Genomic DNA, 22,853 nt, shown 5'->3' with positions numbered 1-22,853 from the left:
AATGAGTATATGACTATAAATTCAAAATGAACGTTTGGAGGAATAGAAAATGACTAATGATTTAATTCAACTAATTGATTCATTAATGGTAAATATTCCAGCTGGAGAGGTAGTATTAAGAGATGATCGAATAAAAAAAGAATGGCTAGTGCAAATTCAACCATTTCTTCTTGCGAAGTATGCTGTAACAATCGAACTATATGATGCTATTACAAATAGTACATTAAATAATTTTGATAAAAATCATAAACCAGTTGTCAATATTTCATGGAACGATGCCATTGCGTTTTGTAATGTACTTTCAAAAAAAGCGGGATTAAAAGAATATTATTCTATTAGTGATGGTGGTCAAATTGTGAAATGTAATTTAGATTCAAATGGCTACCGATTACCATGTGAGGCAGAGTGGCAATATGCATGTAAAGCAAGTACAACCGGATATACATACGGGAAACTTCATGATATAGCGTGGTATAATGAAAATTCAAATGGAGAGATTCATGACGTTGGCCAAAAAGAACCGAATGCATGGGGACTTTATGATATGCTAGGGAACGTTTGGGAATGGTGTTATGATTTGTACGATGAAACAGTGTACGGATCATACCGCATTTTTCGTGGTGGTAGTTGGGCTGAAACAGCGAGAGGGTGCGGCGCTACTTGTCGTCGTCGAAGCCATCCTACATTTCATATAGATGATCTCGGTTTTAGACTCGCTAGGTCAATTTAGTAGGAACATGCTACGAACACTAAGAAAAGAGTATCGAGAAAATCCGTACTCTTGCCAACATAGAAACGATTTAACGTAAGGAGTGTTTATTATGGCGCGTGTTTTATTTATTAACGCTGGATCAGAAGGACATATAAATCCAACTTTACAAGTTGTAGAAGAATTGATTTCTCGTGGTGAAGAGGTCGTTTATTTTTCAATAAAAGCTTTCAGGGAGCGGATTGAGAAGACAGGTGCTACTGTACGAACGATTGATGATCAAAAATTTATAAAAGCGTTTCTATCTGGAGGCAGAAATTATTTACAGGAAAGAATAAACGGCCTTCTACATACAGCGAATATTGTAATATCTAGCGTTCTAGAACAAATTGAAGGTGAACATTTTGATTACATGATTCATGATTCTATGTTTGGTTGTGGCCATTTAATTGCTCAAATTCTTAAACTTCCAGCCATAAATTCATGCACATCTTTTGCGCAGGATGAAAAATCCTTTGAGCAAATGTTAGGTCATCTGTCAAAAAATATCCCAGTAGAAATTCATGATAAAATACAGAATGATTTTCAAAACTTAAAAAAGGGAATTACTGAAAAATATGGTGTTGAAATAAAATCATCGTATGAAGTTTTCTGTAATCCTGCACCCCTTACTATTGTGTATACAATTAAGGAGTTCCAGCCTTTTGGTGATACGTTTGATGAAACATATAAATTTGTAGGACCATCTATCTCTACACAAATGAAAAACAGAGACGTTGATTTTACTTCAATTGAAGAAAAAAGTCCGATTTATATTTCATTAGGTACTGTTTTTAATGAAGCGATTGACTTTTATAAACTGTGTATGAAGGCCTTTGAGAATAGTGAGCATACAATTGTTATGTCTATTGGTAATAAAACAAAAATAAGTGATCTAGGCGAAATCCCTAAAAACTTCATTGTGAAAAACTATGTGCCTCAAACCGAACTGCTTACTTATACGAAACTATTTATTACACACGGCGGGATGAACAGTACGCATGAAGGACTATATAACGGGGTTCCGCTCGTTGTAATACCGCAAAGTGCAGATCAGCCAGCAATCGCAAAGCAAGTGGAGAGTCTTGGAGCAGGAGTTCAATTACATATGAATGAATTAACCGTGGAGAAATTGCGTGAAAGTGTGGAGTTAATTTTAAATAACCCTTCATATAAAGAGGCTGCTTTGAATTTGAAGGAATCATTCCGAACATCGGGTGGATATAAGGAAGCTGTTGATGAAATTTTTACATTTGTAGGTCAGTAATAAATATAAAGTTATACATGAAAAAAGTGTCTATATTAAATGATATAGACACTTTTCTGTTGTAAGAAGAGAAGAATTGTTTAAATGAAAATACTAAATGTGAATTTTGAGAACTAAGTCTACAATTTCTGCTGCACACTTTTATTTTATCCCGTATTAACCGACCGTAAAACCCCAACTAATTAAAGTTTTACTTTATGATTTCAGGATGTGGTTTTATATGTTAGTAATAATTTCACTGTTTCTGCACAACTTCTGCACATGCTTAGGCGAGTTCTATGTCATGATATATTCATAAAGTGAAATATTTCACAAGGAAAAAATATATTTTCACTGCGGTGTATGCATAATTAATACATACATCGGTACAAGTTTGTCTCTTGTTATTCTTTTACATCAAAGCCCACATTCCACTACAAAGTATAACAAGAAGGAGACATGAGCATGAATAATCGATTTTTAAAACAACTACAAAATATGAAAATGAACAAAAAAAGTTTAGGAGCTGTAGCATTAACAGCTGGAATTATTAGTACGACACTTATTCCTCAAAATGCTTATGCGCACGGTTTTGTTGAAAAGCCCGGTAGCCGATCCGCTTTATGTAGTCCAACTTATGGTGCGCTAAATGTAAACTGTGGAAGTGTTATGTATGAACCACAAAGTTTAGAAGCTCCAAAAGGGTTCCCGCAAGGTGGTCCAGTAGATGGACAAATTGCTTCAGCAGGCGGAAAATTTGGTGGTATTTTAGATCAACAAACAGCAAATCGTTGGTTTAAAAATACAATCACTGGTGGGGAAAATACATTTACTTGGAAGTATACTGCGCCTCACTTAACGAGTAAGTGGCATTACTATATTACTAAAAAAGGATGGAATCCAAATAAAGCGCTAACAAGAGCAGATTTCGAACCAATTGGAACTGTACAACATGATGGTTCTGCAGCTTCAAATAATTTAACTCATAAAATCAATGTACCTACTGATCGTAGTGGATATCATGTGATTTTAGCAGTATGGGATGTAGCTGATACAGCAAATGCATTCTATAATGTAATTGATGTTAATCTTATTAATGATGTGAAACCAGACATAGAAGCGCCAAGTATTCCAAATGGACTTCAGACGCAAAAAGTAACAGCGAATAGTGTAGAACTAACATGGAACGCTTCTACGGATAATGTAGGGGTAAAAGGATATCAAATCTTCCGTAACGGAGAGATGATTGATACAGTACCAGGGACTCATTTTATTGATAAGAAGTTACAACCAAGTACAGAATACTCTTATACTGTAAAAGCAATTGACGCAGCTGGCAATGTATCAAAAGAAAGTACAGCGCTTACAGTAAAAACGACAGTTGAGACTCCTGATACAGAAGCACCAACACAACCAAAAGGATTACATAGTATGGGAACGACAGCGTCAAGTGTGGATTTAATGTGGAGTCCATCTGACGATAATATTGGTGTAGACCATTATGATATTTATAGAGAAACAGAAGGGTCAATGAAAAAGATTGCAACATCCAATACAACTTCTTATTTGGATAAAAATCTGCTCGCTAATACTACTTATAAATATGTAGTGAAAGCTGTTGATGTAGCTGGAAATGAATCCGTACAGAGTGATATATTCACAATTACTACAAAAACTGAAAGCGCTTCATATGAAGCGTGGGATGCAAAAAAAGCATATAAAAAGGGAGATAGAGTTCTGCACGAAGGAAAAGTATATGAAGCAGTCCAGAGTTATCAAGGAAATGGTGATCCAAACTGGATTTATGCATTATCATTATGGAAAACAGTGTAAGTTTTACCTAGGTATGAACTAAAAGATGATGGGCTTTGATACAAAAGGTAATTTTGAGAATTCACTTTTCTATTAATAAAAAAGGGTAGTGTATGAATACATAAGATTCATATACTACCCTTTTTATTATGATAACACTTTCGTCATAAGTATGTGTGGAATGCCATCTTCCATAAATATATCAGAAGAAGTTTGATAGTCTAATTTTTTATAAAATCCTTCAGCTTGTGTTTGACCGTGTAGCTTCACTTTTGTAGCTTGTTCGTTACGAGCAATTTCTTCTAACGTTTGAATGATGACTTTACCTAATCCATATGTACGATAATCTTTTAAAATACAAATACGTTCTAATTTTCCGACACCATCAACAAATCGTATACGCCCTGTGCCTACAGGAAGATCATGATAATAAACTAAAATATGTTTACATTGCTCTCCGATTTCATCGAATGTATCGAATTCATCTGTAAGAGGAACACCTTGTTCTTTTACAAATACTTCTTTTCGAATATGAAAGGCAGTTTCTAAATCAGTAAGTTCTGTTATAAGTTTGGATTGCAAAATGTTCAGTCCTTTCTAGTGTAATCAGTTTGCGTTTTCCTAGTATATCATAATAAAGCACTATTAAGAGAAGAAGAACATACTAAAAAGCCAACTTTAAAAAGTTAGCTTTTATTACAATTTCTTTATCCCATTTTTAGTGCCAATAATTGCTGTACTCGTCATACTTATAAACAACCCTGTTTCAACTACACCAGTAATCATTTTTAATTGGGTGTGTAAATGGGCAGGATTAGAAATATGATTAGGGAATATACAATCGATAATCATGTTATTGTTATCGGTTATATAGGTTTCATTATTTTTTAAACGTAACGTTGTTTGACACCCTAAAGACTGAATTTTATTTTCGGTTTGTTTCCATGAAAAAGGGATGATTTCAACAGGTAATGGAAAATTACCTAAATGTGTTACAAGTTTCGATTCATCAGCAATGATAATTAGTTCTTTAGAGGAAGAGGCAACGATTTTTTCACGAAGTAATGCACCGCCACCGCCTTTTATAAGTTGTAAATTTGAATCAATTTCATCCGCTCCATCAATTGTAAGATCAAGACTTTGTACGTCGTTTAACGAAAGTAGGGGGATATTTAGTTGATGTGCTAATGCTTCAGTTTCCTTTGATGTTGGTACAGCTTGAAATGATAATCCTTCTTTTACACGCTCACCTAATTTTTGTATTGTCCAATATACAGTAGAACCTGTACCAAGCCCAATCTTCATGCCATCATTTACAAAGTTAGCGGCATATTCGCCAGCGAGCTGTTTTAAATTCATCGCTTTACTCCGCCGGACGCGGCCCGGCATCAAGACCTGAATTTTCAACTGTAAGTACCGGACGAACGACTATATCTTTATGTACACGCATTTGACAAGATAATCGTAAATGATCTTCAATTCCTTTTTCCGTCATTGCATGTTTCTCATTCGCACTTGCTTCACAGAAATCACCTGCTAGTATTTCTACTCTACAAGTTGTGCAACGTGCATTCCCGCCGCAACGATGAAGAATGTTGACACCGCTATCTTCAATTGCTAATACTAACTTTGTTCCTTCTTTCACATCAAAAGTTCCCGCACCTTCAATTGTTAATTTTGGCAAATTTGTTCCTCCTCACGTAAAATTGTACATAACATATTTATGACCGCGAATTATTGAACATAAACATTATTTTTTTATATCCCCGTAACTTTTTTTAATGTTGAATCGTTTATTAAGTAAGCGCTGAAAAGGAGTGGTTATTTTGTGCACAAAAGTAACTCATGTTTCAAAGAACCATATCGATATGAATCATTCAAATATAAACTTTTTAATTGAACAATATGGAGAGTTAAAAAGATACTGTACTTTTTTAACGAAAAACAAATGGGATGGGGAAGATCTCGCCCAAGAAACAGTGTGTAAAGTGCTTCAAAAATATAGAAATAAAGATATTTGTATGACACTCGTCTATAAAATAGCAAGAAATCGTTGGTTAGATCAGATGAAGTCTAAGTCTGTTCATGAAAAAATAAGAGGACAAATCACTTTTGAAGAACCACATGAGAACATTGCAGATTTGCATGAAATGGTAGGGAAAGTATTGTCTTCATTAAATGTACAGCAATCCGCAATTTTATTATTAAAAGATGTTTTTCAATATAGTATCGCTGATATTGCTAAAGTGTGTTCTGTATCAGAAGGTGCAGTGAAAGCTTCTTTATTTCGGAGTAGAAATAGGCTGAAAACTGTAAGTGAAGAAGGGATTGAGATAGTCGAATTCACAGAGGATATTGAAGTTGTTGTAACATCTATTCGTGAGGAAAGACCAGAATTATTAACGAAGCTTCTTCCGACAATAGATTTTACTAAATTACCATCTAAACAGCCAGTCTTATTATTTAATGTGAAAAACCCTTCTTCCTACAGTTATATGCTTTACGCAGCATAACAAGTATTGGAGGGATTTAAAATGAATGCAATTCCATATGTAGTAGAACAAACAAAATTAGGAGAACGTTCCTATGATATATATTCAAGGTTATTGAAAGACCGCATTATTATTATCGGCTCAGAAATTAATGATCAAGTAGCGAGTAGTGTCGTAGCGCAATTATTATTTTTAGAAGCAGAAGATGCAGAAAAAGATATATTCTTATACATCAATAGCCCTGGCGGTTCAACGACAGCAGGTTTTGCAATATTAGATACGATGAATTTAATTAAACCAGATGTGCAAACGCTATGCATGGGCTTTGCGGCATCATTCGGTGCATTATTATTATTATCAGGAGCAAAAGGAAAACGGTTTGCTCTCCCTAACAGTGAAATTATGATTCATCAGCCGCTTGGTGGTGCACAAGGGCAAGCAACAGAAATTGAAATAACTGCGAAAAGAATATTAAAGTTAAAGCATGATATTAATAAAATGATTGCAGAAAAAACAGGCCAACCGATTGAAAGAGTAGCACATGATACAGAAAGAGATTATTTTATGACTGCAGAAGAAGCCAAGGCATATGGGATTGTAGATGACGTTGTTACGAAAAAATAAGTTAAAAACAGGCTAGAGGATATGCTAACCCTCTAGCCTATTTTTATTAATCTTTTACCCATTCATCAACTAGCGCTTGATTCTTCTTAATCCATTTTCGCGCCGCTTCTTCGGGATCTTTCGTTTTATTTAACTCGACCATTAACGTACCAAGCTGTTCATCGTTCATCTTCCATTTGTCAAAGTATTTTATGATATCCGGATGGTCTTTTTCGAAACCTTTACGAACAGAGTAATAAATGTCATCTTTTTCACCATATACTTTCTTAGGGTCTTTTAAATATTTTAAGTCAAATTCTGAAAAGCCCCAATGCGGATTCCAAAGCGTAACAGCGATTGGTTTCTTTTTCGTATATGCTTTCTTTAGTTCACTCATCATCGCAGCTTCAGAAGATTGGACAAGTTTTAGTTTTATATCATATTCTTTCATTGCTTTATTCGTTAAATTCATAAGACTACTACCGGGTTCGATACCGACAATTTTATTCTCTAGTTCATCTTTATGAGCATTTAAATCTTCGATACTGTTTATGTTTTTCATATAAGAAGGGACGACTAAACCTAGTCCAGTACCTTCGTACCATTTTGATTTTAAGACAATATCATCTTTATAACGATCGTTTAGCGGTTTATCTGTAACTGGTAGCCATACTTCTAAATTCGCATCAACATCACCACGAGCGACACCAGTCCAAATTGCGGCTTTTTCTAAATACATAAGTTCAACTTTGTAGCCTTTTTCTTCTAATAAAACTTTCCACATGTTTGCGGTTGCAATATTTTCTTTCCAACTTGTTACACCAAGTTTAATTTTTCCTTTCGAATTTGCATTTGTTGCATTACATGAAGTGAAAATCATAGTAATAAATAATGCAAGGCATATAAACCAAATTTTCTTTCGCATCGAAAACCTCCTAAGTAACGTTTGCCTTATAAAATAAATGTATAAGTAAGCATTCTTATTATGAACGGAAACGAGAATTTTAAAGAAATCTTATGAATGTCATTTTTATGTAATATTTCTTTGTAAAATCGCAACACTATGTGAATAGATGGGTAGAAAAGGAGTAGTGACATGGATAATACAAAGGTGCGTGTTGAAAACGTAACAAAAGTATTCGGGAAACATCCGCAAAGGGCCCTTTCCTTATTAAAAGAAGGAAAAAGTAAATCGGAAATTTTAAAAGAGACAGGAATGAACGTTGGGGTGAAAAAAGCAACGTTTGAAGTTTACTCTGGAGAGATTTTCGTTATTATGGGTTTGTCTGGTAGCGGGAAATCTACGCTAGTTCGTATGTTAAATCAATTGATTAAACCAACTGCAGGTCATATATACATAGATGGTGAAGACATCGCAACGATGGGAAAAGAAGAGTTACGGAGAGTAAGAAGAACGAAAATGAGTATGGTATTTCAGAAATTCGCTCTATTTCCGCATCGTACAGTTATACAAAATGTTGCATATGGTTTAGAAATTCAAGGAGTTCCGGTTGAAGAGCGAGAGAAAAAAGCGTTAGAATCGCTACAGTTAGTAGGACTCGATCATCATAAAGATAATTACCCAAGTCAACTTAGTGGTGGTATGCAGCAGCGCGTTGGAATCGCAAGGGCACTAACGAATAATCCAGATGTATTACTAATGGACGAGTCATTCAGTGCATTAGATCCACTTATTCGAAAAGAAATGCAAGATGAATTGTTAGAGTTACAAGATAAAATGGAAAAAACGATTATATTTATTACGCATGATTTAGATGAAGCGCTTCGAATTGGAGATCGTATCGCATTAATGAAAGATGGAGAAATTGTCCAAATTGGAACACCAGAAGAAATTATGATGAGCCCCGCTAATGAATTTGTAGAAAAGTTTGTTGCGGACGTGAATTTAGGAAAAGTAATTACGGCTGAGTCTATTTTAAAACGACCAGAAACTTTATTAATTGATCGTGGACCTCGTGTAGCCCTTCAAATTATGAGGAATGCAGGTGTCTCAACTGTATATGTTGTAAACAAAAAGTATGAGTTTTTAGGTATATTAACTGCGGATGATGCGAGTAAAGCAGTACAAAAACAGTGGCCGATTGCTGATTTATTACTTAATGATATTCCGCATGTGTATTTGGATACTTTACTGGAAGAGACTTATGCAAAAATGGCGGAGATGAAATATCCGTTACCAGTAATCGATGAGAAGAAAAGGCTAAGAGGAATTATTAAACGTGAAAGTGTCATTCAAGCTCTTGCAGGAAACATTGAGGAAGAGGTGAAAGACGATGAATAGTATACCGCGTATTCCATTAGGGGAATGGGTCGACTCATTTGTTGCAAGTTTATATGAGCACTTTGAAGGCTTATTCCGAGGATTCTCTTATATTATTGGCGGATTTGTTGATTTACTCACTAATTTTTTAACAATAATACCTGCCATATTGATGATTATTATCTTATGTTTCCTCATTTGGTACACAACGAGGAAATTATCTTTAGTCATTTTTACGCTCATTGGATTATTATTTATTTTGAATATTAACTACTGGGCACAAACGATGCAAACATTGGCACTCGTACTTACGTCTGTTATTATTTCAATTATTGTCGGAATTCCAATTGGTATATTAGCATCTCAAAATGAACGTTTCTCAAAATTTTTAAAACCAACATTAGATTTTATGCAAACAATGCCTGCATTCGTATACCTTATTCCAGCGATTACATTTTTCGGAGTAGGTGTAGTACCTGGAATTATTGCATCAGTAATCTTTGCAATGCCACCGACAATTCGTTTTACTGACTTAGGAATTAGACAAGTTCCAGAAGATTTAATTGAAGCAGCGAATGCATTTGGATCCACAGCATCACAAAAACTATTTAAAGTACAATTACCACTTGCAACCGGAACGATTATGGCTGGTGTGAACCAAAGCATTATGCTTTCGTTATCGATGGTTGTAACAGCATCACTTGTAGGAGCTCCAGGACTTGGAGTTGATGTATATCGCTCTGTAACACAAGTTAATATCGGAATGGGATTTGAAGCTGGATTAGCTATCGTAGTAATCGCAATTATATTAGATCGAATTACACAAGGGTTCCATACGAAAAGAAAATAATGAATAAAAAACACACTTTTATAATACAAAGTGTGTTTTTTATTGCATCCAGATCACATACGAACGATAACAGAACCTCCAGCTGGTGCACAAACTTGGTTTTTTTGTTGTTCCATTGATTTAATTAATTGATTATTTTCCTCGATTAATGAGATTAATTTAGTTAATTGATTTTCAAGACTTGCAATACGCTGCATCATATATTGTGAATCATGATGCAATGTATTCCTTGCGGGATGAGGGGAATAAACATACTGTTGATTTATATTTGGATTCCAATGAGGATACATTTGAATCGTTCCTCCTTCAATAAATTACGAAGCTTTCTTATAGTAAATGCCTATGTATAATTAATAGTTACTTGAAAATTTTCCAATATAAAAGGAGTATGTACAGAAAATGGAAAATATTATATGTGAAGTTACAGGACATTTTTTAGAAATATTTAAGCGAGATAGTGCGTATATTAATACATTCAAGTAAATGTATGTTATTTAGGGAGAAATGGTGGGAGGAGATGTAATTTTGGCTAAAAATAAAAAAAGAAATGATGCTTTGGCAATAGGTGTCGGTATAGGGGTTGTAATTGGTGTATTTCAAGGGCACTTTACAAATAATTTAGTAATCGGAATTGTGATTGGGATTATAATTGGGATTGCGTTTTTGAAGAAGTAATGAGATGTAAATTCATTTCAAAAATTATTGTATCAAAAGAATGAAAATTCGGAATATGAAACCTGTTTTTCCTTTTATTGTGATATTATATATGAAAAGGAAGGTGATGGATATGTCAACAAACAATCAAATAGAACAAAACTGTTTCATTTGCAAAAAACATATAGGAAATATTATAGTTCCAGGTGGAGCTATTTACGAAGATGAACTCGTTTACGTTGGACATGTCCACCGGGATAGTGAAGAAACATACCTGGGTTATGTAATGATAGATATAAAAAGACATGTACCTGGCCTTGCTGAACTAACAGATGAAGAAGCGAAAGCGTTCGGACTTATAACAAGTAGAGTAAGTAAAGCGCTAAAAGAAAGCGAAGGTGCAGAGCATATTTACACTTTTGTTTCAGGAAATGGTGCACCACATATGCATATGCACATTATTCCGCGTTATCCGAATACACCAAAAGAGTTTTGGTCACCAACCGAGATAGCGAAATGGACTGGCGCACCATATGGTGACGAAGAGAAAATAAAAAAACTATGTGAAAGAATACGAAAGTATATGGTAAATGAGTATGCATACAAAAAATAATACACAATATTCATGGGTTGGAAATATAGAAATGTGTTTAGGAGAAATTTCAGTTAAACAATATGGTGATATTGTACTTGATAAATATGGCGGGAATAAAAGTGCTGGAGCGAAAAAGAATGAAGATGGTGCATTAGTTTGGTCAAATGGTGAATGGGAATTTGCAGCTATTCTAGATGGACATAATAGTGCGGAAAGTGTTGAGTTAGTAGTAAATACAATCGAAAAAGAATATGAAAATATAAAAGTAATTTTGAATGAACCAATTAATTCAGTATTTCAGTCTGTTGAAAATCATATACTTACAATTTTTCAGTCATCTTCATTTAAGGAAAAGTGCAAAAAAATTAAAGGTGAAACAGCTTGCTTACTATGTGTAAGGAAAGAAAATTATATATGGTGGCTTTCTATCGGTGATTGTTTAGTGTATGTATTTCATGAAGAGTTACATAAGTTAGGACAATATGCATTAAATCAACGTCATTTTTACGAATGGATTGGAAATGTAAACACATTTGATTTACCTGTTCCTTGCTATTCATCAGGTATTCGTGAATTACGTACTGGAAAGAACCGAATTGTAATGGTGACAGATGGAGTATTAGAATGTGGGGAACGCCGATATGAAATACCTGTAAATTTGTATAATGCTATGAACAGAAATGATAAAACACTTAAAGAAAATATTCACAATGTTTTAGAACACGTGCATCATCAGTTGGGACGTGATAGTGCGACAATTATTAGTTGGGACGTAGAAAATAAAAGGAATGCTACGTATCCGAGTGATCAGCCGGAGAAAAGGTAAAGGAGGAAACATCACTGTTTTGGGTTAAAGGAATTTTATTAATAGTATGGATTATATCCTTAGTTGTTTTTGAAAAAGTAGTGAGGAAAAAACTAAATATACCGAAACAAACAGACTGGAATAGTAAATATGTAAACAACTTTCATAAATGGGGCACTAGGGCTCTTATTATTTCTTATATAATTTTTACGATGATATGTGCTACTTTAAATCCCGTTTATATTAGTAATTTACCCATTTTATTTTTAATAACTTTATACTGCTTTCAATCATTTATGGAGTGGAAATTTGATAAAGAATCGAGGGAATATGTCATTTCTTTAGGAACGGTTCCGCTATTAGTAATAACAGGAATTATTCTTAATTTTTTCTTTTATACCTATTGGATTTAATCATATGTGGAATGAATGGGGAGACAAAATGAAAAATCCTAAATTACGTGCTGAAGCAATGATTTTAAATGAAGATCATTCTAAAGTACTTGTACAATGCGATGAAAATGGATCATTTTATCGTTTTCCAGGTGGCTCTATTGAATTTGGTGAAACGTCAAAAGAAGCAATAATTCGAGAGTTAATAGAAGAATACGATTTGAAAGTTGATGTTCAAGAGTTAGCAATTGTAAATGAACACATTTTTGAGTGGGACAACGAAAAAGGTCATCATTGTACATTGATACATTGGGGGACTGTTGAAAAAATCATTACAAATGAAATAAGGCATAAAGAGCATGAGGATATTATATTAATTTGGAAAAGTCTAGAGGAATTACAGGAGAAGCCGACATATCCTGAAGGCATCATAAGTTATTTAGAAGGGGATAACCGTAATATAGTCCAATTTATTTCAAGTAATTAAATGAAATAACTAATAAACAAGAAACCATTTACTACTAAATGGTTTCTTGTTTATTTAAGCATTTATTTTAGTTAATATAGATGTAATGAAATTAGTTTTATCCTCTGCATACTTATGTTTATCAGTAGGATTAGCTTGTGAAAGTTGAATCTTTAACTGTTCATACTGCATGCGTGCAGTTTTATTGTCTATTAAGTAATCACGAAATTGTAATTGTTCTATTAAATATGTATTCCCTTGTTCATACATATGAATTTGATGAGTTCTTGGTTCACCTTTATTAAAATAGTATCTTTCGGGTAATACTTCTTTTCTATATTTATAGTTTAGTAGTTTTAACTTTTTAATACAATGTATACCGTCCGTATAATTTTCTAATTCAATTGCTATATCAATAATTGGCTTTGCACTTAAATATGGAATAGAAGTACTACCAATATGGTGTATCGCTAAAATATGTTCGCCAATTTGTTCCTCAATGAGTTGTTTCTCTTTCATAAACTCAATTTCCCATACGGTAAACCTAACATTTAATTAGCATCCCTTTCAAAATAGTTTTCAAAAAGTTTATTACATTTTCTTAAAGCTTCTCAAAACAAGGTGTTCCCACAATCTCCAAGGAAGAATCTTCTTCGCAAAGATCATAAATTTCACACCTTTACCGATTGGATATCGTAAATTTGTACGCTTAGATTCAGCAATTTCTACAATTTTATTAGCAACATCTATCGGATTACCAAATGTATCACTACCGCTATTAATATGTTTTTGTATTTTATCCATATACTCTTTGTAAGGAGATGTTGTATCAGATTGGTTTTCAGCTAGTTGTTTCCCAACCTCCCATATGTTTGTGTTATAAGAACCTGGTTCAATTAAAGCAACATCTATTCCGAAAGGTTTTACTTCTAAGCGAAGCGATTCACTCCAGCCTTCTAATGCATATTTTGAAGATACATAAGGAGATAAACCAGGGAATCCAACTTGGCCGCTAATGCTGCTTATATTAATGATTTTTCCACTTCTTTGTTTTCTCATATACGGTAAGACAAGCTGGGTAATTGATATAGCTCCAAATAGGTTCGTTTCAAATTGTTTACGGTATTCCTCTACTGGAATTTCTTCTACAAAGCCGCCATTTGCATATCCTGCATTATTAACAAGTAGGTCTACTTTTTGTATTTCTTTTAAAAATAATTGGAAGTTATGTATAGAGTTTTGATCGGTTACATCTAATTGTTGAATTTTTATGTTTTGTTGTAAGTTGAGTTGAGCGGCTTGAGATAGTAAGTTCACTTGTTTTTCAAGGTTCCGCATTGTAGCAATAACTAAATAATCTTTTTTTGCGAGTTCGAGTGTAGTTAATAGTCCAAATCCACTTGAGGCTCCTGTAATTATTGCGATTTTTTTATTCATTTTCCGCCAGCTTTCTTTTTCTTTTATCATAACGAGTTATGATAAGAAAATCTATTATTCTTACATTCAGTATGAAATCAATTTGTATGTAAAAAAGGGGATTATAGGGAATGAGCGTATATAGAGTAGTGTATATTAATATGATAATGAAATGAGGGAAGAAAAATGGTCCATGTGAAGGATGTATTAGCAGATCAATTGTTGGCGAATGCAAACGATCCCAGTTGGTATATTCCATTTTCAGATGCAGTGAAAGATCTATCTGAGAGAGAAGCTTTCTGGAAACCGAATGAAGAGAGTAATAGTATAGCTGAAATTGTACAACATTTACTGTATTGGAACTCAACGTGGCAAACTAGGTATAAAGAATCAAATGTGAATGCAGTACCCGCTATTGGAGATAATAACAAAAGTTTTATGCTTTCAGATAATCAAACTTTCGATGAATTACGGGAAAAACTATTAGAAAAACTGTTACAATGGCAAAATCTTATAAATGAAGAAAAGGTTGAAAGTGATGTAGTAGGATTTCCTGTTTCTGTAAAGTGGTGGGAAGTGTTAGCGAATGTAACAACTCATAATGCATATCATATTGGCCAAATTATTTACATCCGAAAATTACAGCAGAGCTTTGATAATGAATAAAATAATAGTTCTCAAATTAGGTGAACAAAAGTGGACAAAACGAGACAGATGTCTCATTTTGTCCACTTTTTTATTATGAAAGAAAAGAGAAAACCTATTAAATCAAGGATTAGAATTTGGCACGGTACTTGCAATATAAAAGATGATCAAGAAAATAGGAGGGCTGGATATGTTAAAAACAACTGAAAGTAAAGAGAATGAAATTACGAAAGAACAAGCTTGTTGGATGTACGAAAAAATGTTAGAGATTCGTAAGTTTGAAGATAAGGTGCATGAATTGTTCGCGCAAGGCGTTTTGCCAGGTTTCGTTCATTTATACGCAGGTGAAGAAGCGGTAGCAGTTGGTGTATGTGCCCACTTAACGGATAGTGACAGTATTACAAGTACACATAGAGGTCATGGACATTGTATCGCAAAAGGTTGTGATTTAAATGGTATGATGGCTGAACTTTTCGGGAAAGCGACAGGATTATGTAAAGGTAAAGGCGGTTCCATGCATATTGCGGATTTAGATAAAGGAATGCTTGGTGCTAATGGCATTGTAGGCGGGGGGGTTCCCACTTGCTTGCGGTTCAGCATTGACAGCTAAATATAAAGGAACAAAAGATGTAAGTGTTTGTTTCTTCGGTGACGGAGCAAATAATGAAGGAACATTCCATGAAGGGGTTAATTTAGCGGCGATTTGGAAGTTACCAGTTATTTTTATTGCAGAAAATAACGGTTACGGTGAAGCAACTACATTTGAATATGCTTCAAGTTGTGATTCTATTGCGGATCGTGCAAAAGCTTATAATATTCCAGGCGTTCAAGTAGATGGAAAAGATCTTCTAGCTGTATATAAAGCTGCTGCAGAAGCAGTGGAACGTGCGCGTAATGGTGATGGTCCAACAATTATTGAATGTATGACATATCGTAATTACGGTCATTTTGAAGGTGAAGCGCAAACATATAAAACATCAGAAGAAAAAGAAGAACATTTAAATGAAAAAGATGCGATTGTGAATTTCCGTAAGCATTTAATTCATGAAGGTTTATTAACGGAATCTGAACTTGTTGATATGGAAAAAGCAGTAGATGATGCAGTACAAAGATCCATTGAATTTAGTGAAAATAGTCCATACCCAGACGATGAAGAATTATTAAAAGATGTATACGTTTCTTACAAATAAGAGGAGGGTGAAAAAATATGACTAGAACAGTAAGTATGTCAACTGCAATTAATGAAGCAATGAAAATCTCAATGCGTCGTGATGAAAATGTAATTTTAATAGGTGAAGACGTTGCAGGCGGTGCACAAGTTGATCATCTGCAAGATGATGAAGCTTGGGGTGGTGTTCTTGGTGTTACGAAAGGACTTGTACAAGAGTTTGGCCGAAATCGTATATTGGATACACCAATTTCTGAAGCGGGTTATATGGGAGCTGCGATGGCAGCTGCTGCAACTGGGTTACGTCCGATAGCTGAATTAATGTTTAATGATTTTATCGGTAGTTGTCTTGATCAAGTATTAAACCAAGGTGCAAAATTCCGCTATATGTTTGGTGGTAAAGCGAAAGTGCCAGTTACGGTACGTACGATGCACGGTGCAGGTTTTAGCGCAGCTGCACAACATTCACAAAGTTTGTATGCCTTATTTACGAGCATTCCAGGTATAAAAGTTGTCGTTCCTTCTACTCCATATGACGCAAAAGGCTTATTATTAGCGGCAATTGAAGATGACGACCCGGTAATCTTCTTTGAAGATAAAACACTTTACAATATGAAAGGTGAAGTGCCGGAAGGGTATTATACAATTTCTTTAGGAAAAGCAGATATTAAACGAGAAGGTTCTGATGTAACAATTGTCGCAATCGGAAAACAAGTTCATACAGCACTTGCAGCTGCAAAGCAATTATCGGAAAAGGGGCTTGAAGTAGAAGTAATTGATCCACGATCTTTATCACCGCTTGATGAAGATACTATTTTATCATCTGTTGAAAAAACAAATCGTCTTATCGTTATTGACGAAGCGAATCCAAGATGTAGTATCGCAACAGATATTGCGGCAATTGTAGCGGATAAAGGTTTTGATGTGTTAGATGCACCTATTAAACGAATTACAGCACCACATACACCTGTTCCGTTCTCACCACCACTTGAAAAGTTGTATTTGCCAACGCCAGAAAAAGTAATTGAAACTGTATCAGAAATGATTGGAGACCAATCTTTATTACATGTGTAATAAAACGATGAGAAGGGAGAGAGACACATGGCTGTAGAAGTTGTAATGCCGAAGTTAGGTATGGCGATGAAAGAAGGTATTATTACGAGCTGGAATATTAAAGCAGGCGATAATGTAGCAAAAGGAGAACTAATTGCTAGTATTAATTCAGAAAAAATTGAAACGGAAATTGAAGCGCCAGCTGATGGTACGGTACTTGATATAGCTGTAAGTGAAGATGAAGGAGTGCCGCCTGGTACTGTAATTTGCTACATCGGTAAACCAAATGAAAAAGTAGAAATGCAGGAAAGCACACATGTGGTAGAAGAAAAAACATCTAATATAGAAGTACAAAATCAAGAACCAAATGGGAAAGAAGTAGCGAAGCAAAGAATTAAAATTTCACCTGTAGCGAAGAAAATTGCAAAGTCTGAAAATCTGGATATCAAGGCATTAGTTGGTACAGGTCCTGGCGGAAGGATTACAAAGGCAGATGTATTAAAGGCGCTAGAAGAAAGAGTAGCAAATCCAGAAGTACCTGAACAAGAAGAAAGTACAGTCGTTCCTGTTACTGGTATGAGAAAAGCAATTGCGAGTCGTATGCATGCAAGCTTACAAAATAGTGCGCAATTAACGTTAACGATGAAAGTAGATGTTACAGATTTAGTTGCATTACATAAAGACATAGCGGAAGTTGTGCAAAAACGATACGAAAACAAACTAACCATTACGGATTTCGTTTCTCGTGCTGTTGTATTAGCACTTAGAGAGCATAAAGAAATGAACAGCGCTTATATAGATGATGCCATTCATCAATTTGAACCTGTGCATTTAGGCATGGCAGTCGCATTAGAAAAAGGATTAGTCGTTCCAGCTATTCGCTTTGCAAATAATTTATCTTTAGTAGAGTTGTCTAAAGAGATTAAGGATATGGCACAAAAGGCACGAGCAGGTAGCTTAAGTAGTGATGATATGCATGGAACGACATTTACAATTAGTAATTTAGGTAGCTTTGGTATTGAATATTTCACACCTGTATTAAATACACCTGAGACTGGTATTTTAGGTATTGGCGCAATTGAACATGTTCCTGTATATAAAGGGAAAAAAATTAAAAAAGGTAGTATGTTACCTTTAAGTTTAACATTCGATCATCGTGTACTAGACGGTGCACCAGCAGCATTTTTACGCACAATTAAACATTATTTAGAAGAACCTATAACAATTCTTTTATAAAGAGGAGGTGAGAGAATGAGTAAACTAGTTGTAATTGGAGGCGGACCAGCTGGATATGTAGCGGCAATTACCGCGGCTCAAAATGGAAAAGAGGTCACTCTTATTGATGAAGCTGACCTTGGCGGAACGTGTTTAAATGTTGGGTGTATGCCGACGAAATCACTGTTAGAAAGTGCTGAAGTACATGACATTGTGAGAAAAGCGAATGATTATGGGGTTACGCTTAATACAGGAAGTATATCAATTGATTGGGATCAAATACAGGCGAGGAAATCACAAATCGTAATGCAACTCGTCCAAGGAATACAATATTTAATGAAGAAAAATAAAATTAAAGTTGTAAAAGGAAAAGCGAAATTCGAAACGGATCATCGTGTGCGAGTTGTACAAGGAAATAAAGAAGAAGTAGTTGATGGAGAGAGCTTTATTATCGCAGCTGGTTCCGAACCTACAGAATTACCATTCGCTCCGTTTGATGGAAAATGGATTTTAAATAGTAGCCATGCGATGTCTCTTAAGGGTGTACCATCTTCATTGTTAATCGTTGGCGGTGGTGTAATAGGCGGTGGTGTAATAGGATGTGAGTTTGCAAGTATTTATAGTCGCCTTGGGACAAAAGTTACGATTGTTGAAATGGCACCGCAATTATTACCAGGTGAAGATGAAGATATCGCACATATTTTAAGAGAGAAATTAGAAAGTGATGGCGTAGAAATATTTACAGGAGCTGCTTTAAAAGGATTAAATAATTATAAGAAGCAAGCTTCATTTGAATATGAAGGTAGTATCCAAGAAGCTAACCCGGAATATGTTCTCATTTCTGTCGGCCGAAAACCACGTGTACAACAATTAGATTTAGAAAAAGCGGGGGTTCAGTTTTCAAATAAAGGGATTGCTGTGAACGAACATATGCAAACGAACGTATCACATATTTACGCAGCTGGTGATGTGATCGGTGGAATTCAGCTTGCTCACGTTGCCTTCCATGAAGGAACGAAAGCAGCATTACACGCAAGTGGAGAAGACGTGAAAGTAAATTATCACGCTGTGCCTCGATGTATATACACAGCTCCAGAAATAGCTAGTGTCGGGTTAAGTGAAAAAGGTGCAAGAGAACAATATGGTGATATTCTCATCGGAGAATTTCCTTTTACAGCGAACGGAAAAGCTCTTATTTTAGGAGAACAAGTAGGGAAAGTAAAAGTCATTGTGGAACCTAAATACCAAGAAATTGTAGGGATTTCTATTATCGGTCCTTATGCAACTGAACTTATTGGTCAAGGAACCGTAATGATTCATACAGAAGTTACCGCTGATATAATGAGAGATTATATTGCAGCACATCCAACTTTATCTGAGGCGATTCATGAAGCGTTAATGCAAGCGGTAGGACATGCTGTACATGCTTAGAGGGAAATATAATAAACCACTATTCTCTAAATAAATAAGAGAATAGTGGTTTGACTTTTAATAATACCTTATTACTATTTAATTTCAATCGCTGAAGTAATATCGTTCCAATCAGCAGCTAAATTAGCAGTTTTACCGTACCAATCAGCATGTTTAAATAAAACGCCTTTTCCATATCCTTGTGTTGAAGTGTGCTCCCAAAGTGTCGTTGAATAACTTGCAGAAGGTGACGCTGTACTTACAGAAGAAATTCTGTCATTCCAGCTAGATGGTAAGTTTTTAAAGCCGCTACTCCAGTAAATATATTGGCCACCTTTATCTTTATGTTCATAAAAATCAGTACTACCAGCACCGCTACCTAAAGGATTAATTTTATTTTTAATTGCTTTTTTATCCTTTTCAATATACGCATCTAATGTTTCACGGCTAGTAAAACCATAAGCTAGCCAATCTCCATTTTCATTTTGCTCTGGTAATACCATAGTAATTTGGATATTTTTCTTATCCTGATCACTTAATTTTGCAAATGAATTAACATTTTGTTCATCCACTTTTAAATAATCAAATGACTTAATTGTGTTACTTTTTTCTTCAGCACTTACCGCACCTAGTCCTCCAGTTAGTGCAAAACCCGCTACTAATGTCCCTGCTACTAATTTCTTCAACATATAACCATCCCTTTTTGTTTGAATTTTTGTACAGGTGAATCTTGTACAGCTAAAATGTATTCTAATTTTATACTTTTGCAAATATTCTGAAGTTTTAGAAATAATAGGCGGAATATTTATAGTTTTACATTTTTTCTTTAGAAAGAATGGTTATTGGAATGATACAATAAGTGGATATATTGTTTTTACTGGATGTAAAGATGTTTTAGGAGAGGTGTCATTGAAATATTTTACAAGAGATTGGTATAAAGAAATGCAAGTTTTAGAATTTGTAAGTTTTATAGATTCTATAAAAGAATGGTCGGAAATGGATATAGAAAGTTTAAAGGAGGAAATGGAGAAAAGGAAAATAGATTTATTAAAATTCCTTCCTGAATCGATATACTCAATTATACAAAACATCACAACTAATTCAAAATACCCATCAGGTGAACTGAAAAAACGTATGCAAAAGTGGACAGCAGATTATGAGAAAAGAGTGGCACAATTAGATCAATTATACGTAGAATATTTTAATTCCATTGAGAAAAAACTTCCGTCAAATGTCGCTCAGTTACACAAGACATCACTACACGATAGTGTAATTAAAGTAGTAAAGAGAAAGTCAGAAGATACTTTGTCTATCATATTAGATTGCAGTGGTACTTTTAGTGAATTTGATAAACTTGAAGTAACCTTTATCCCGCATTAACGGGCAGTAAGACACCCACCTCAAAATGCAGCGAAAACAAAGAAGTTAGGTGGGGATCAACTGCCCGTAAAGCCCGATTGGTTAGAGCTAATAATCAGTGGGGGATGAACAAAACCCCCGCTGATTAAAGTTTCACTTTATAGGAGTAACAAAGTGTTCTATGCCGGAAAACTTTGAAGATGCTTGGTGGTTATATCATGAAATAGCTCTTACTGAAGATGGTTTTGAACTAGGTGTTTTATTTGACTGTCCATTTAGAGAAGTGACGATTTGCGCGGCAGATGCATTACTTGTGAAGAAATAACTTTTTATGGAGCATTACAAACGTTTGACATAATAAAAAAATAAAGTTATTGTAGAGACATGAAGTCTACAATAGGGGCTGTACTATGAAATATTCTAAAGCTACAAATTATGCTCTTCATACAATACTTTTTCTGGCAAAGGCTACACCAAATAAGTTAGTTAGTGTTCACCAATTAGCAGAAATGCAAAATGTTTCACCAACGTACTTGTCTAAAATACTAACTAAGTTGACGAAGGAAGGGATGATACATTCATCATCTGGTCCAAAGGGCGGTTACTCGCTTAGTAAGAATTGGGAAGATATTTCATTTTTAGATATTATACATGCAATTGAAGGTAAAACATCATTGTTTGAATGTTGTTTACATGACAAACCTGGATGTTTAATTAATGAAGTAATGCTTGCAGCAGAAGAGGAAATGGAAGAAGAGTTACGAAATCAAAAAATCGTAGATCTTGCGAAAAAAATAAAAGTGGATTTTTAATCTGCTTTTATTTTTAAATTAATTAAGGATAAAAAGACTCTTTGATATCTTTAATTGTAGTTAGAAAATGATATGAAGAAGGAGAGAAGATGATGACTAAATTTTGGAATGATCGATATAAATCAGATGAATATTTTTACGGGGAAGAACCTAATACATTTATTAAAGAACAAGCATTTCGTTTAGCAAATCACAATAAAGTAATAGCTTTCGCGGAGGGAGAAGGTAGAAATGCTGTATTTCTAGCAAGACAAGGGAACGAAGTAACAGCTATTGATTATTCGGAAGATGGATTAGAGAAGACAAAAAAATTGGCAGAGAAGCATAATGTAAACGTGCATACAAAAAAAGTAGATTTATTAGCTGATAGTTTGCCAGAAAATGAATATGATGCAGCAATTATGGTATTTGGACATTTTCATGATGATTATAAAAAAATGATATTAGGTAAAATGATACAAACGATAAAGCCTGGTGGTTTAATTATGTTTGAGGTTTACTCAAAAAAACAAATAAACTATAGTACTGGTGGACCAAAAGATGTTGATATGCTGTATGATCCAATTGATATTCTTACTTGGTGTGAAGAACATAAGGTAATTCATTTCTTTAATGGAGAACAAGAGCGAGTTGAAGGGAAAGGGCACACTGGTTTAGCTGATGTTATTCAAGTTGTTATTAGAAAATGAATATAAGTGTTAATGAAAGGTAAATGTATGAATGTAAAAAGACCAGTCATGTTGAAGTGCACCCCAATTGTTAGACACATAACTAACAATTGGAGGTGCATTTTTTATGGCTAAATTTTCTTCAAAAGATAAAATAAAAGCA

The 22,853-nt window shown here is 34.5% G+C and carries 26 protein-coding genes and 3 pseudogenes; 21 read left to right on the top strand and 8 right to left on the bottom strand.

What is annotated here, in order from left to right:
- Positions 1-49 precede the first annotated feature (49 nt).
- The 3 genes from MR169_RS22415 (at position 50) to MR169_RS22405 (ending at position 3,827) form a co-directional block, all read left to right on the top strand.
- Complete coding sequence (locus tag MR169_RS22415) at positions 50-730, top strand: formylglycine-generating enzyme family protein (RefSeq protein WP_025966128.1); 681 nt, start codon at positions 50-52, stop codon at positions 728-730.
- A 91-nt stretch (positions 731-821) separates the two neighbouring features.
- Entirely contained in the window at positions 822-2,015 is a 1,194-nt protein-coding gene (locus MR169_RS22410) for a macrolide family glycosyltransferase (RefSeq protein ID WP_242320052.1), read from the top strand.
- Positions 2,016-2,459: 444 nt separating this feature from the next.
- Complete coding sequence (locus tag MR169_RS22405) at positions 2,460-3,827, top strand: lytic polysaccharide monooxygenase (protein ID WP_088066323.1); 1,368 nt, start codon at positions 2,460-2,462, stop codon at positions 3,825-3,827.
- Positions 3,828-3,953: 126 nt separating this feature from the next.
- Here MR169_RS22405 and MR169_RS22400 read toward each other — a convergent pair whose 3' ends face one another.
- The 3 genes from MR169_RS22400 to MR169_RS22390 all read right to left on the bottom strand — a co-directional run bounded on the left by MR169_RS22400 (position 3,954) and on the right by MR169_RS22390 (position 5,490).
- Positions 3,954-4,388 (bottom strand): GNAT family N-acetyltransferase, encoded by a 435-nt coding sequence (locus tag MR169_RS22400; protein WP_001190880.1) that lies wholly within the window; start codon positions 4,386-4,388, stop codon positions 3,954-3,956.
- Between the two features lie 114 nt (positions 4,389-4,502).
- Complete coding sequence (gene rpiA / locus MR169_RS22395) at positions 4,503-5,165, bottom strand: ribose 5-phosphate isomerase A (protein WP_001049985.1); 663 nt, start codon at positions 5,163-5,165, stop codon at positions 4,503-4,505.
- Positions 5,166-5,169: 4 nt separating this feature from the next.
- Positions 5,170-5,490 carry a 2Fe-2S iron-sulfur cluster-binding protein gene (locus MR169_RS22390; RefSeq protein WP_001125388.1) on the bottom strand — a complete coding sequence of 107 codons (321 nt, stop codon included), beginning with the start codon at positions 5,488-5,490 and terminating at the stop codon, positions 5,170-5,172.
- A 142-nt stretch (positions 5,491-5,632) separates the two neighbouring features.
- On the opposite strand from MR169_RS22390, the gene MR169_RS22385 reads away from it, so the two are divergent.
- Together MR169_RS22385 and clpP are read left to right on the top strand one after the other, a co-directional pair.
- Complete coding sequence (locus MR169_RS22385) at positions 5,633-6,319, top strand: RNA polymerase subunit sigma-70 (RefSeq protein WP_109140885.1); 687 nt, start codon at positions 5,633-5,635, stop codon at positions 6,317-6,319.
- A gap of 21 nt (positions 6,320-6,340) precedes the next feature.
- Complete coding sequence (clpP, locus tag MR169_RS22380; protein ID WP_000991610.1) at positions 6,341-6,922, top strand: ATP-dependent Clp endopeptidase proteolytic subunit ClpP; 582 nt, start codon at positions 6,341-6,343, stop codon at positions 6,920-6,922.
- Between the two features lie 46 nt (positions 6,923-6,968).
- Here the strand turns inward: clpP and MR169_RS22375 are convergent, their stop codons facing one another.
- Entirely contained in the window at positions 6,969-7,826 is an 858-nt protein-coding gene (locus tag MR169_RS22375) for a glycine betaine ABC transporter substrate-binding protein (RefSeq protein WP_001227620.1), read from the bottom strand.
- 171 nt (positions 7,827-7,997) lie between these two features.
- Here MR169_RS22375 and MR169_RS22370 point away from each other — a divergent pair, with 171 nt between their 5' ends.
- Complete coding sequence (locus tag MR169_RS22370) at positions 7,998-9,203, top strand: quaternary amine ABC transporter ATP-binding protein (RefSeq protein WP_000370606.1); 1,206 nt, start codon at positions 7,998-8,000, stop codon at positions 9,201-9,203.
- Positions 9,196-10,032, top strand: a complete 837-nt coding sequence (locus tag MR169_RS22365) for an ABC transporter permease (protein WP_001084760.1) — start codon at positions 9,196-9,198, stop codon at positions 10,030-10,032. Before MR169_RS22370 ends, MR169_RS22365 begins: the two co-directional genes overlap by 8 nt.
- 53 nt (positions 10,033-10,085) lie before the next feature.
- Here MR169_RS22365 and MR169_RS22360 read toward each other — a convergent pair whose 3' ends face one another.
- A complete protein-coding gene (locus tag MR169_RS22360; RefSeq protein WP_000283222.1) occupies positions 10,086-10,322 on the bottom strand; it encodes a hypothetical protein in 237 nt (78 codons plus the stop codon).
- Positions 10,323-10,539: 217 nt separating this feature from the next.
- On the opposite strand from MR169_RS22360, the gene MR169_RS22355 reads away from it, so the two are divergent.
- From MR169_RS22355 to MR169_RS22335, 5 genes are all read left to right on the top strand, one after another.
- The gene (locus tag MR169_RS22355; protein ID WP_000508470.1) at positions 10,540-10,707 is read left to right on the top strand and encodes a glycine zipper domain-containing protein; all 168 of its coding nucleotides are present in this window, start codon (positions 10,540-10,542) and stop codon (positions 10,705-10,707) included.
- A 91-nt stretch (positions 10,708-10,798) separates the two neighbouring features.
- Positions 10,799-11,299, top strand: coding sequence for an HIT family protein (locus tag MR169_RS22350; RefSeq protein WP_137026416.1), 501 nt, complete (start codon positions 10,799-10,801; stop codon positions 11,297-11,299).
- Positions 11,283-12,107 carry a PP2C family serine/threonine-protein phosphatase gene (locus MR169_RS22345; RefSeq protein WP_242320051.1) on the top strand — a complete coding sequence of 275 codons (825 nt, stop codon included), beginning with the start codon at positions 11,283-11,285 and terminating at the stop codon, positions 12,105-12,107. The genes MR169_RS22350 and MR169_RS22345 overlap by 17 nt, the downstream gene beginning before the upstream one ends.
- A gap of 53 nt (positions 12,108-12,160) precedes the next feature.
- Positions 12,161-12,499: a DUF4181 domain-containing protein gene (locus tag MR169_RS22340; RefSeq protein WP_074628857.1), complete on the top strand. Its 339-nt coding sequence runs from the start codon at positions 12,161-12,163 to the stop codon at positions 12,497-12,499.
- 28 nt (positions 12,500-12,527) lie between these two features.
- Complete coding sequence (locus MR169_RS22335) at positions 12,528-12,965, top strand: NUDIX domain-containing protein (protein WP_000795352.1); 438 nt, start codon at positions 12,528-12,530, stop codon at positions 12,963-12,965.
- Positions 12,966-13,019: 54 nt separating this feature from the next.
- Here MR169_RS22335 and MR169_RS22330 read toward each other — a convergent pair whose 3' ends face one another.
- Both MR169_RS22330 and MR169_RS22325 read right to left on the bottom strand, forming a co-directional pair.
- Positions 13,020-13,472, bottom strand: a complete 453-nt coding sequence (locus tag MR169_RS22330; RefSeq protein WP_242320058.1) for a GrpB family protein — start codon at positions 13,470-13,472, stop codon at positions 13,020-13,022.
- 63 nt (positions 13,473-13,535) lie between these two features.
- Positions 13,536-14,381: an oxidoreductase gene (locus tag MR169_RS22325; RefSeq protein ID WP_001034801.1), complete on the bottom strand. Its 846-nt coding sequence runs from the start codon at positions 14,379-14,381 to the stop codon at positions 13,536-13,538.
- Between the two features lie 165 nt (positions 14,382-14,546).
- On the opposite strand from MR169_RS22325, the gene MR169_RS22320 reads away from it, so the two are divergent.
- The 5 genes and pseudogenes from MR169_RS22320 (at position 14,547) to lpdA (ending at position 19,872) form a co-directional block, all read left to right on the top strand.
- Positions 14,547-15,026 (top strand): DinB family protein, encoded by a 480-nt coding sequence (locus MR169_RS22320; protein WP_000233783.1) that lies wholly within the window; start codon positions 14,547-14,549, stop codon positions 15,024-15,026.
- Positions 15,027-15,195: 169 nt separating this feature from the next.
- A pseudogene (acoA, locus tag MR169_RS22315) lies at positions 15,196-16,195 on the top strand (acetoin:2,6-dichlorophenolindophenol oxidoreductase subunit alpha).
- A 17-nt stretch (positions 16,196-16,212) separates the two neighbouring features.
- On the top strand, positions 16,213-17,247 hold the full coding sequence (gene acoB, locus MR169_RS22310; protein WP_242320050.1) for an acetoin:2,6-dichlorophenolindophenol oxidoreductase subunit beta: 1,035 nt from the start codon (positions 16,213-16,215) through the stop codon (positions 17,245-17,247).
- A 27-nt stretch (positions 17,248-17,274) separates the two neighbouring features.
- Complete coding sequence (locus MR169_RS22305) at positions 17,275-18,462, top strand: dihydrolipoamide acetyltransferase family protein (RefSeq protein WP_242320049.1); 1,188 nt, start codon at positions 17,275-17,277, stop codon at positions 18,460-18,462.
- 15 nt (positions 18,463-18,477) lie between these two features.
- On the top strand, positions 18,478-19,872 hold the full coding sequence (lpdA, locus tag MR169_RS22300; protein WP_242320048.1) for a dihydrolipoyl dehydrogenase: 1,395 nt from the start codon (positions 18,478-18,480) through the stop codon (positions 19,870-19,872).
- 74 nt (positions 19,873-19,946) lie between these two features.
- Here the strand turns inward: lpdA and MR169_RS22295 are convergent, their stop codons facing one another.
- On the bottom strand, positions 19,947-20,540 hold the full coding sequence (locus tag MR169_RS22295; RefSeq protein WP_206904791.1) for a hypothetical protein: 594 nt from the start codon (positions 20,538-20,540) through the stop codon (positions 19,947-19,949).
- A gap of 220 nt (positions 20,541-20,760) precedes the next feature.
- On the opposite strand from MR169_RS22295, the pseudogene MR169_RS22290 reads away from it, so the two are divergent.
- The 4 genes and pseudogenes from MR169_RS22290 to MR169_RS22275 form a co-directional block, all read left to right on the top strand.
- Positions 20,761-21,216, top strand: a pseudogene (locus MR169_RS22290) (DUF4085 family protein); the annotation flags it as partial.
- A gap of 151 nt (positions 21,217-21,367) precedes the next feature.
- Positions 21,368-21,535: pseudogene (locus MR169_RS22285) on the top strand (DUF4085 family protein); the annotation flags it as partial.
- An 85-nt stretch (positions 21,536-21,620) separates the two neighbouring features.
- On the top strand, positions 21,621-22,022 hold the full coding sequence (locus MR169_RS22280; protein ID WP_242320047.1) for an Rrf2 family transcriptional regulator: 402 nt from the start codon (positions 21,621-21,623) through the stop codon (positions 22,020-22,022).
- A gap of 89 nt (positions 22,023-22,111) precedes the next feature.
- On the top strand, positions 22,112-22,711 hold the full coding sequence (locus MR169_RS22275; RefSeq protein ID WP_001999933.1) for a class I SAM-dependent methyltransferase: 600 nt from the start codon (positions 22,112-22,114) through the stop codon (positions 22,709-22,711).
- Positions 22,712-22,853 lie beyond the last annotated feature (142 nt).

It is taken from the genome of Bacillus cereus group sp. BfR-BA-01349 (assembly GCF_022663795.1).
GTDB classification, from domain to species: Bacteria; Bacillota; Bacilli; order Bacillales; family Bacillaceae_G; genus Bacillus_A; species Bacillus_A cereus.
The sequence above is the reverse complement of the archived record's forward strand: the minus strand, read 5'-3'. Positions and strand labels throughout refer to the sequence as shown.

Bases quoted from the DNA above. Each gene is read 5' to 3' on its own strand.
- MR169_RS22410 (WP_242320052.1), top strand. From the start codon at position 822: ATGGCGCGTGTTTTATTTATTAACGCTGGATCAGAAGGACATATAAAT.
- MR169_RS22365 (WP_001084760.1), top strand. From the start codon at position 9,196: ATGAATAGTATACCGCGTATTCCATTAGGGGAATGGGTCGACTCATTT.
- MR169_RS22375 (WP_001227620.1), bottom strand. From the start codon at position 7,826: ATGCGAAAGAAAATTTGGTTTATATGCCTTGCATTATTTATTACTATG.
- MR169_RS22295 (WP_206904791.1), bottom strand. From the start codon at position 20,540: ATGTTGAAGAAATTAGTAGCAGGGACATTAGTAGCGGGTTTTGCACTA.
- MR169_RS22360 (WP_000283222.1), bottom strand. From the start codon at position 10,322: ATGTATCCTCATTGGAATCCAAATATAAATCAACAGTATGTTTATTCC.
- MR169_RS22415 (WP_025966128.1), top strand. From the start codon at position 50: ATGACTAATGATTTAATTCAACTAATTGATTCATTAATGGTAAATATT.
- MR169_RS22275 (WP_001999933.1), top strand. From the start codon at position 22,112: ATGATGACTAAATTTTGGAATGATCGATATAAATCAGATGAATATTTT.
- MR169_RS22320 (WP_000233783.1), top strand. From the start codon at position 14,547: ATGGTCCATGTGAAGGATGTATTAGCAGATCAATTGTTGGCGAATGCA.
- MR169_RS22405 (WP_088066323.1), top strand. From the start codon at position 2,460: ATGAATAATCGATTTTTAAAACAACTACAAAATATGAAAATGAACAAA.
- MR169_RS22350 (WP_137026416.1), top strand. From the start codon at position 10,799: ATGAAAAGGAAGGTGATGGATATGTCAACAAACAATCAAATAGAACAA.
- MR169_RS22305 (WP_242320049.1), top strand. From the start codon at position 17,275: ATGGCTGTAGAAGTTGTAATGCCGAAGTTAGGTATGGCGATGAAAGAA.
- MR169_RS22280 (WP_242320047.1), top strand. From the start codon at position 21,621: ATGAAATATTCTAAAGCTACAAATTATGCTCTTCATACAATACTTTTT.
- lpdA (WP_242320048.1), top strand. From the start codon at position 18,478: ATGAGTAAACTAGTTGTAATTGGAGGCGGACCAGCTGGATATGTAGCG.
- acoB (WP_242320050.1), top strand. From the start codon at position 16,213: ATGACTAGAACAGTAAGTATGTCAACTGCAATTAATGAAGCAATGAAA.
- rpiA (WP_001049985.1), bottom strand. From the start codon at position 5,165: ATGAATTTAAAACAGCTCGCTGGCGAATATGCCGCTAACTTTGTAAAT.
- MR169_RS22325 (WP_001034801.1), bottom strand. From the start codon at position 14,381: ATGAATAAAAAAATCGCAATAATTACAGGAGCCTCAAGTGGATTTGGA.
- clpP (WP_000991610.1), top strand. From the start codon at position 6,341: ATGAATGCAATTCCATATGTAGTAGAACAAACAAAATTAGGAGAACGT.
- MR169_RS22345 (WP_242320051.1), top strand. From the start codon at position 11,283: ATGCATACAAAAAATAATACACAATATTCATGGGTTGGAAATATAGAA.
- MR169_RS22370 (WP_000370606.1), top strand. From the start codon at position 7,998: ATGGATAATACAAAGGTGCGTGTTGAAAACGTAACAAAAGTATTCGGG.
- MR169_RS22335 (WP_000795352.1), top strand. From the start codon at position 12,528: ATGAAAAATCCTAAATTACGTGCTGAAGCAATGATTTTAAATGAAGAT.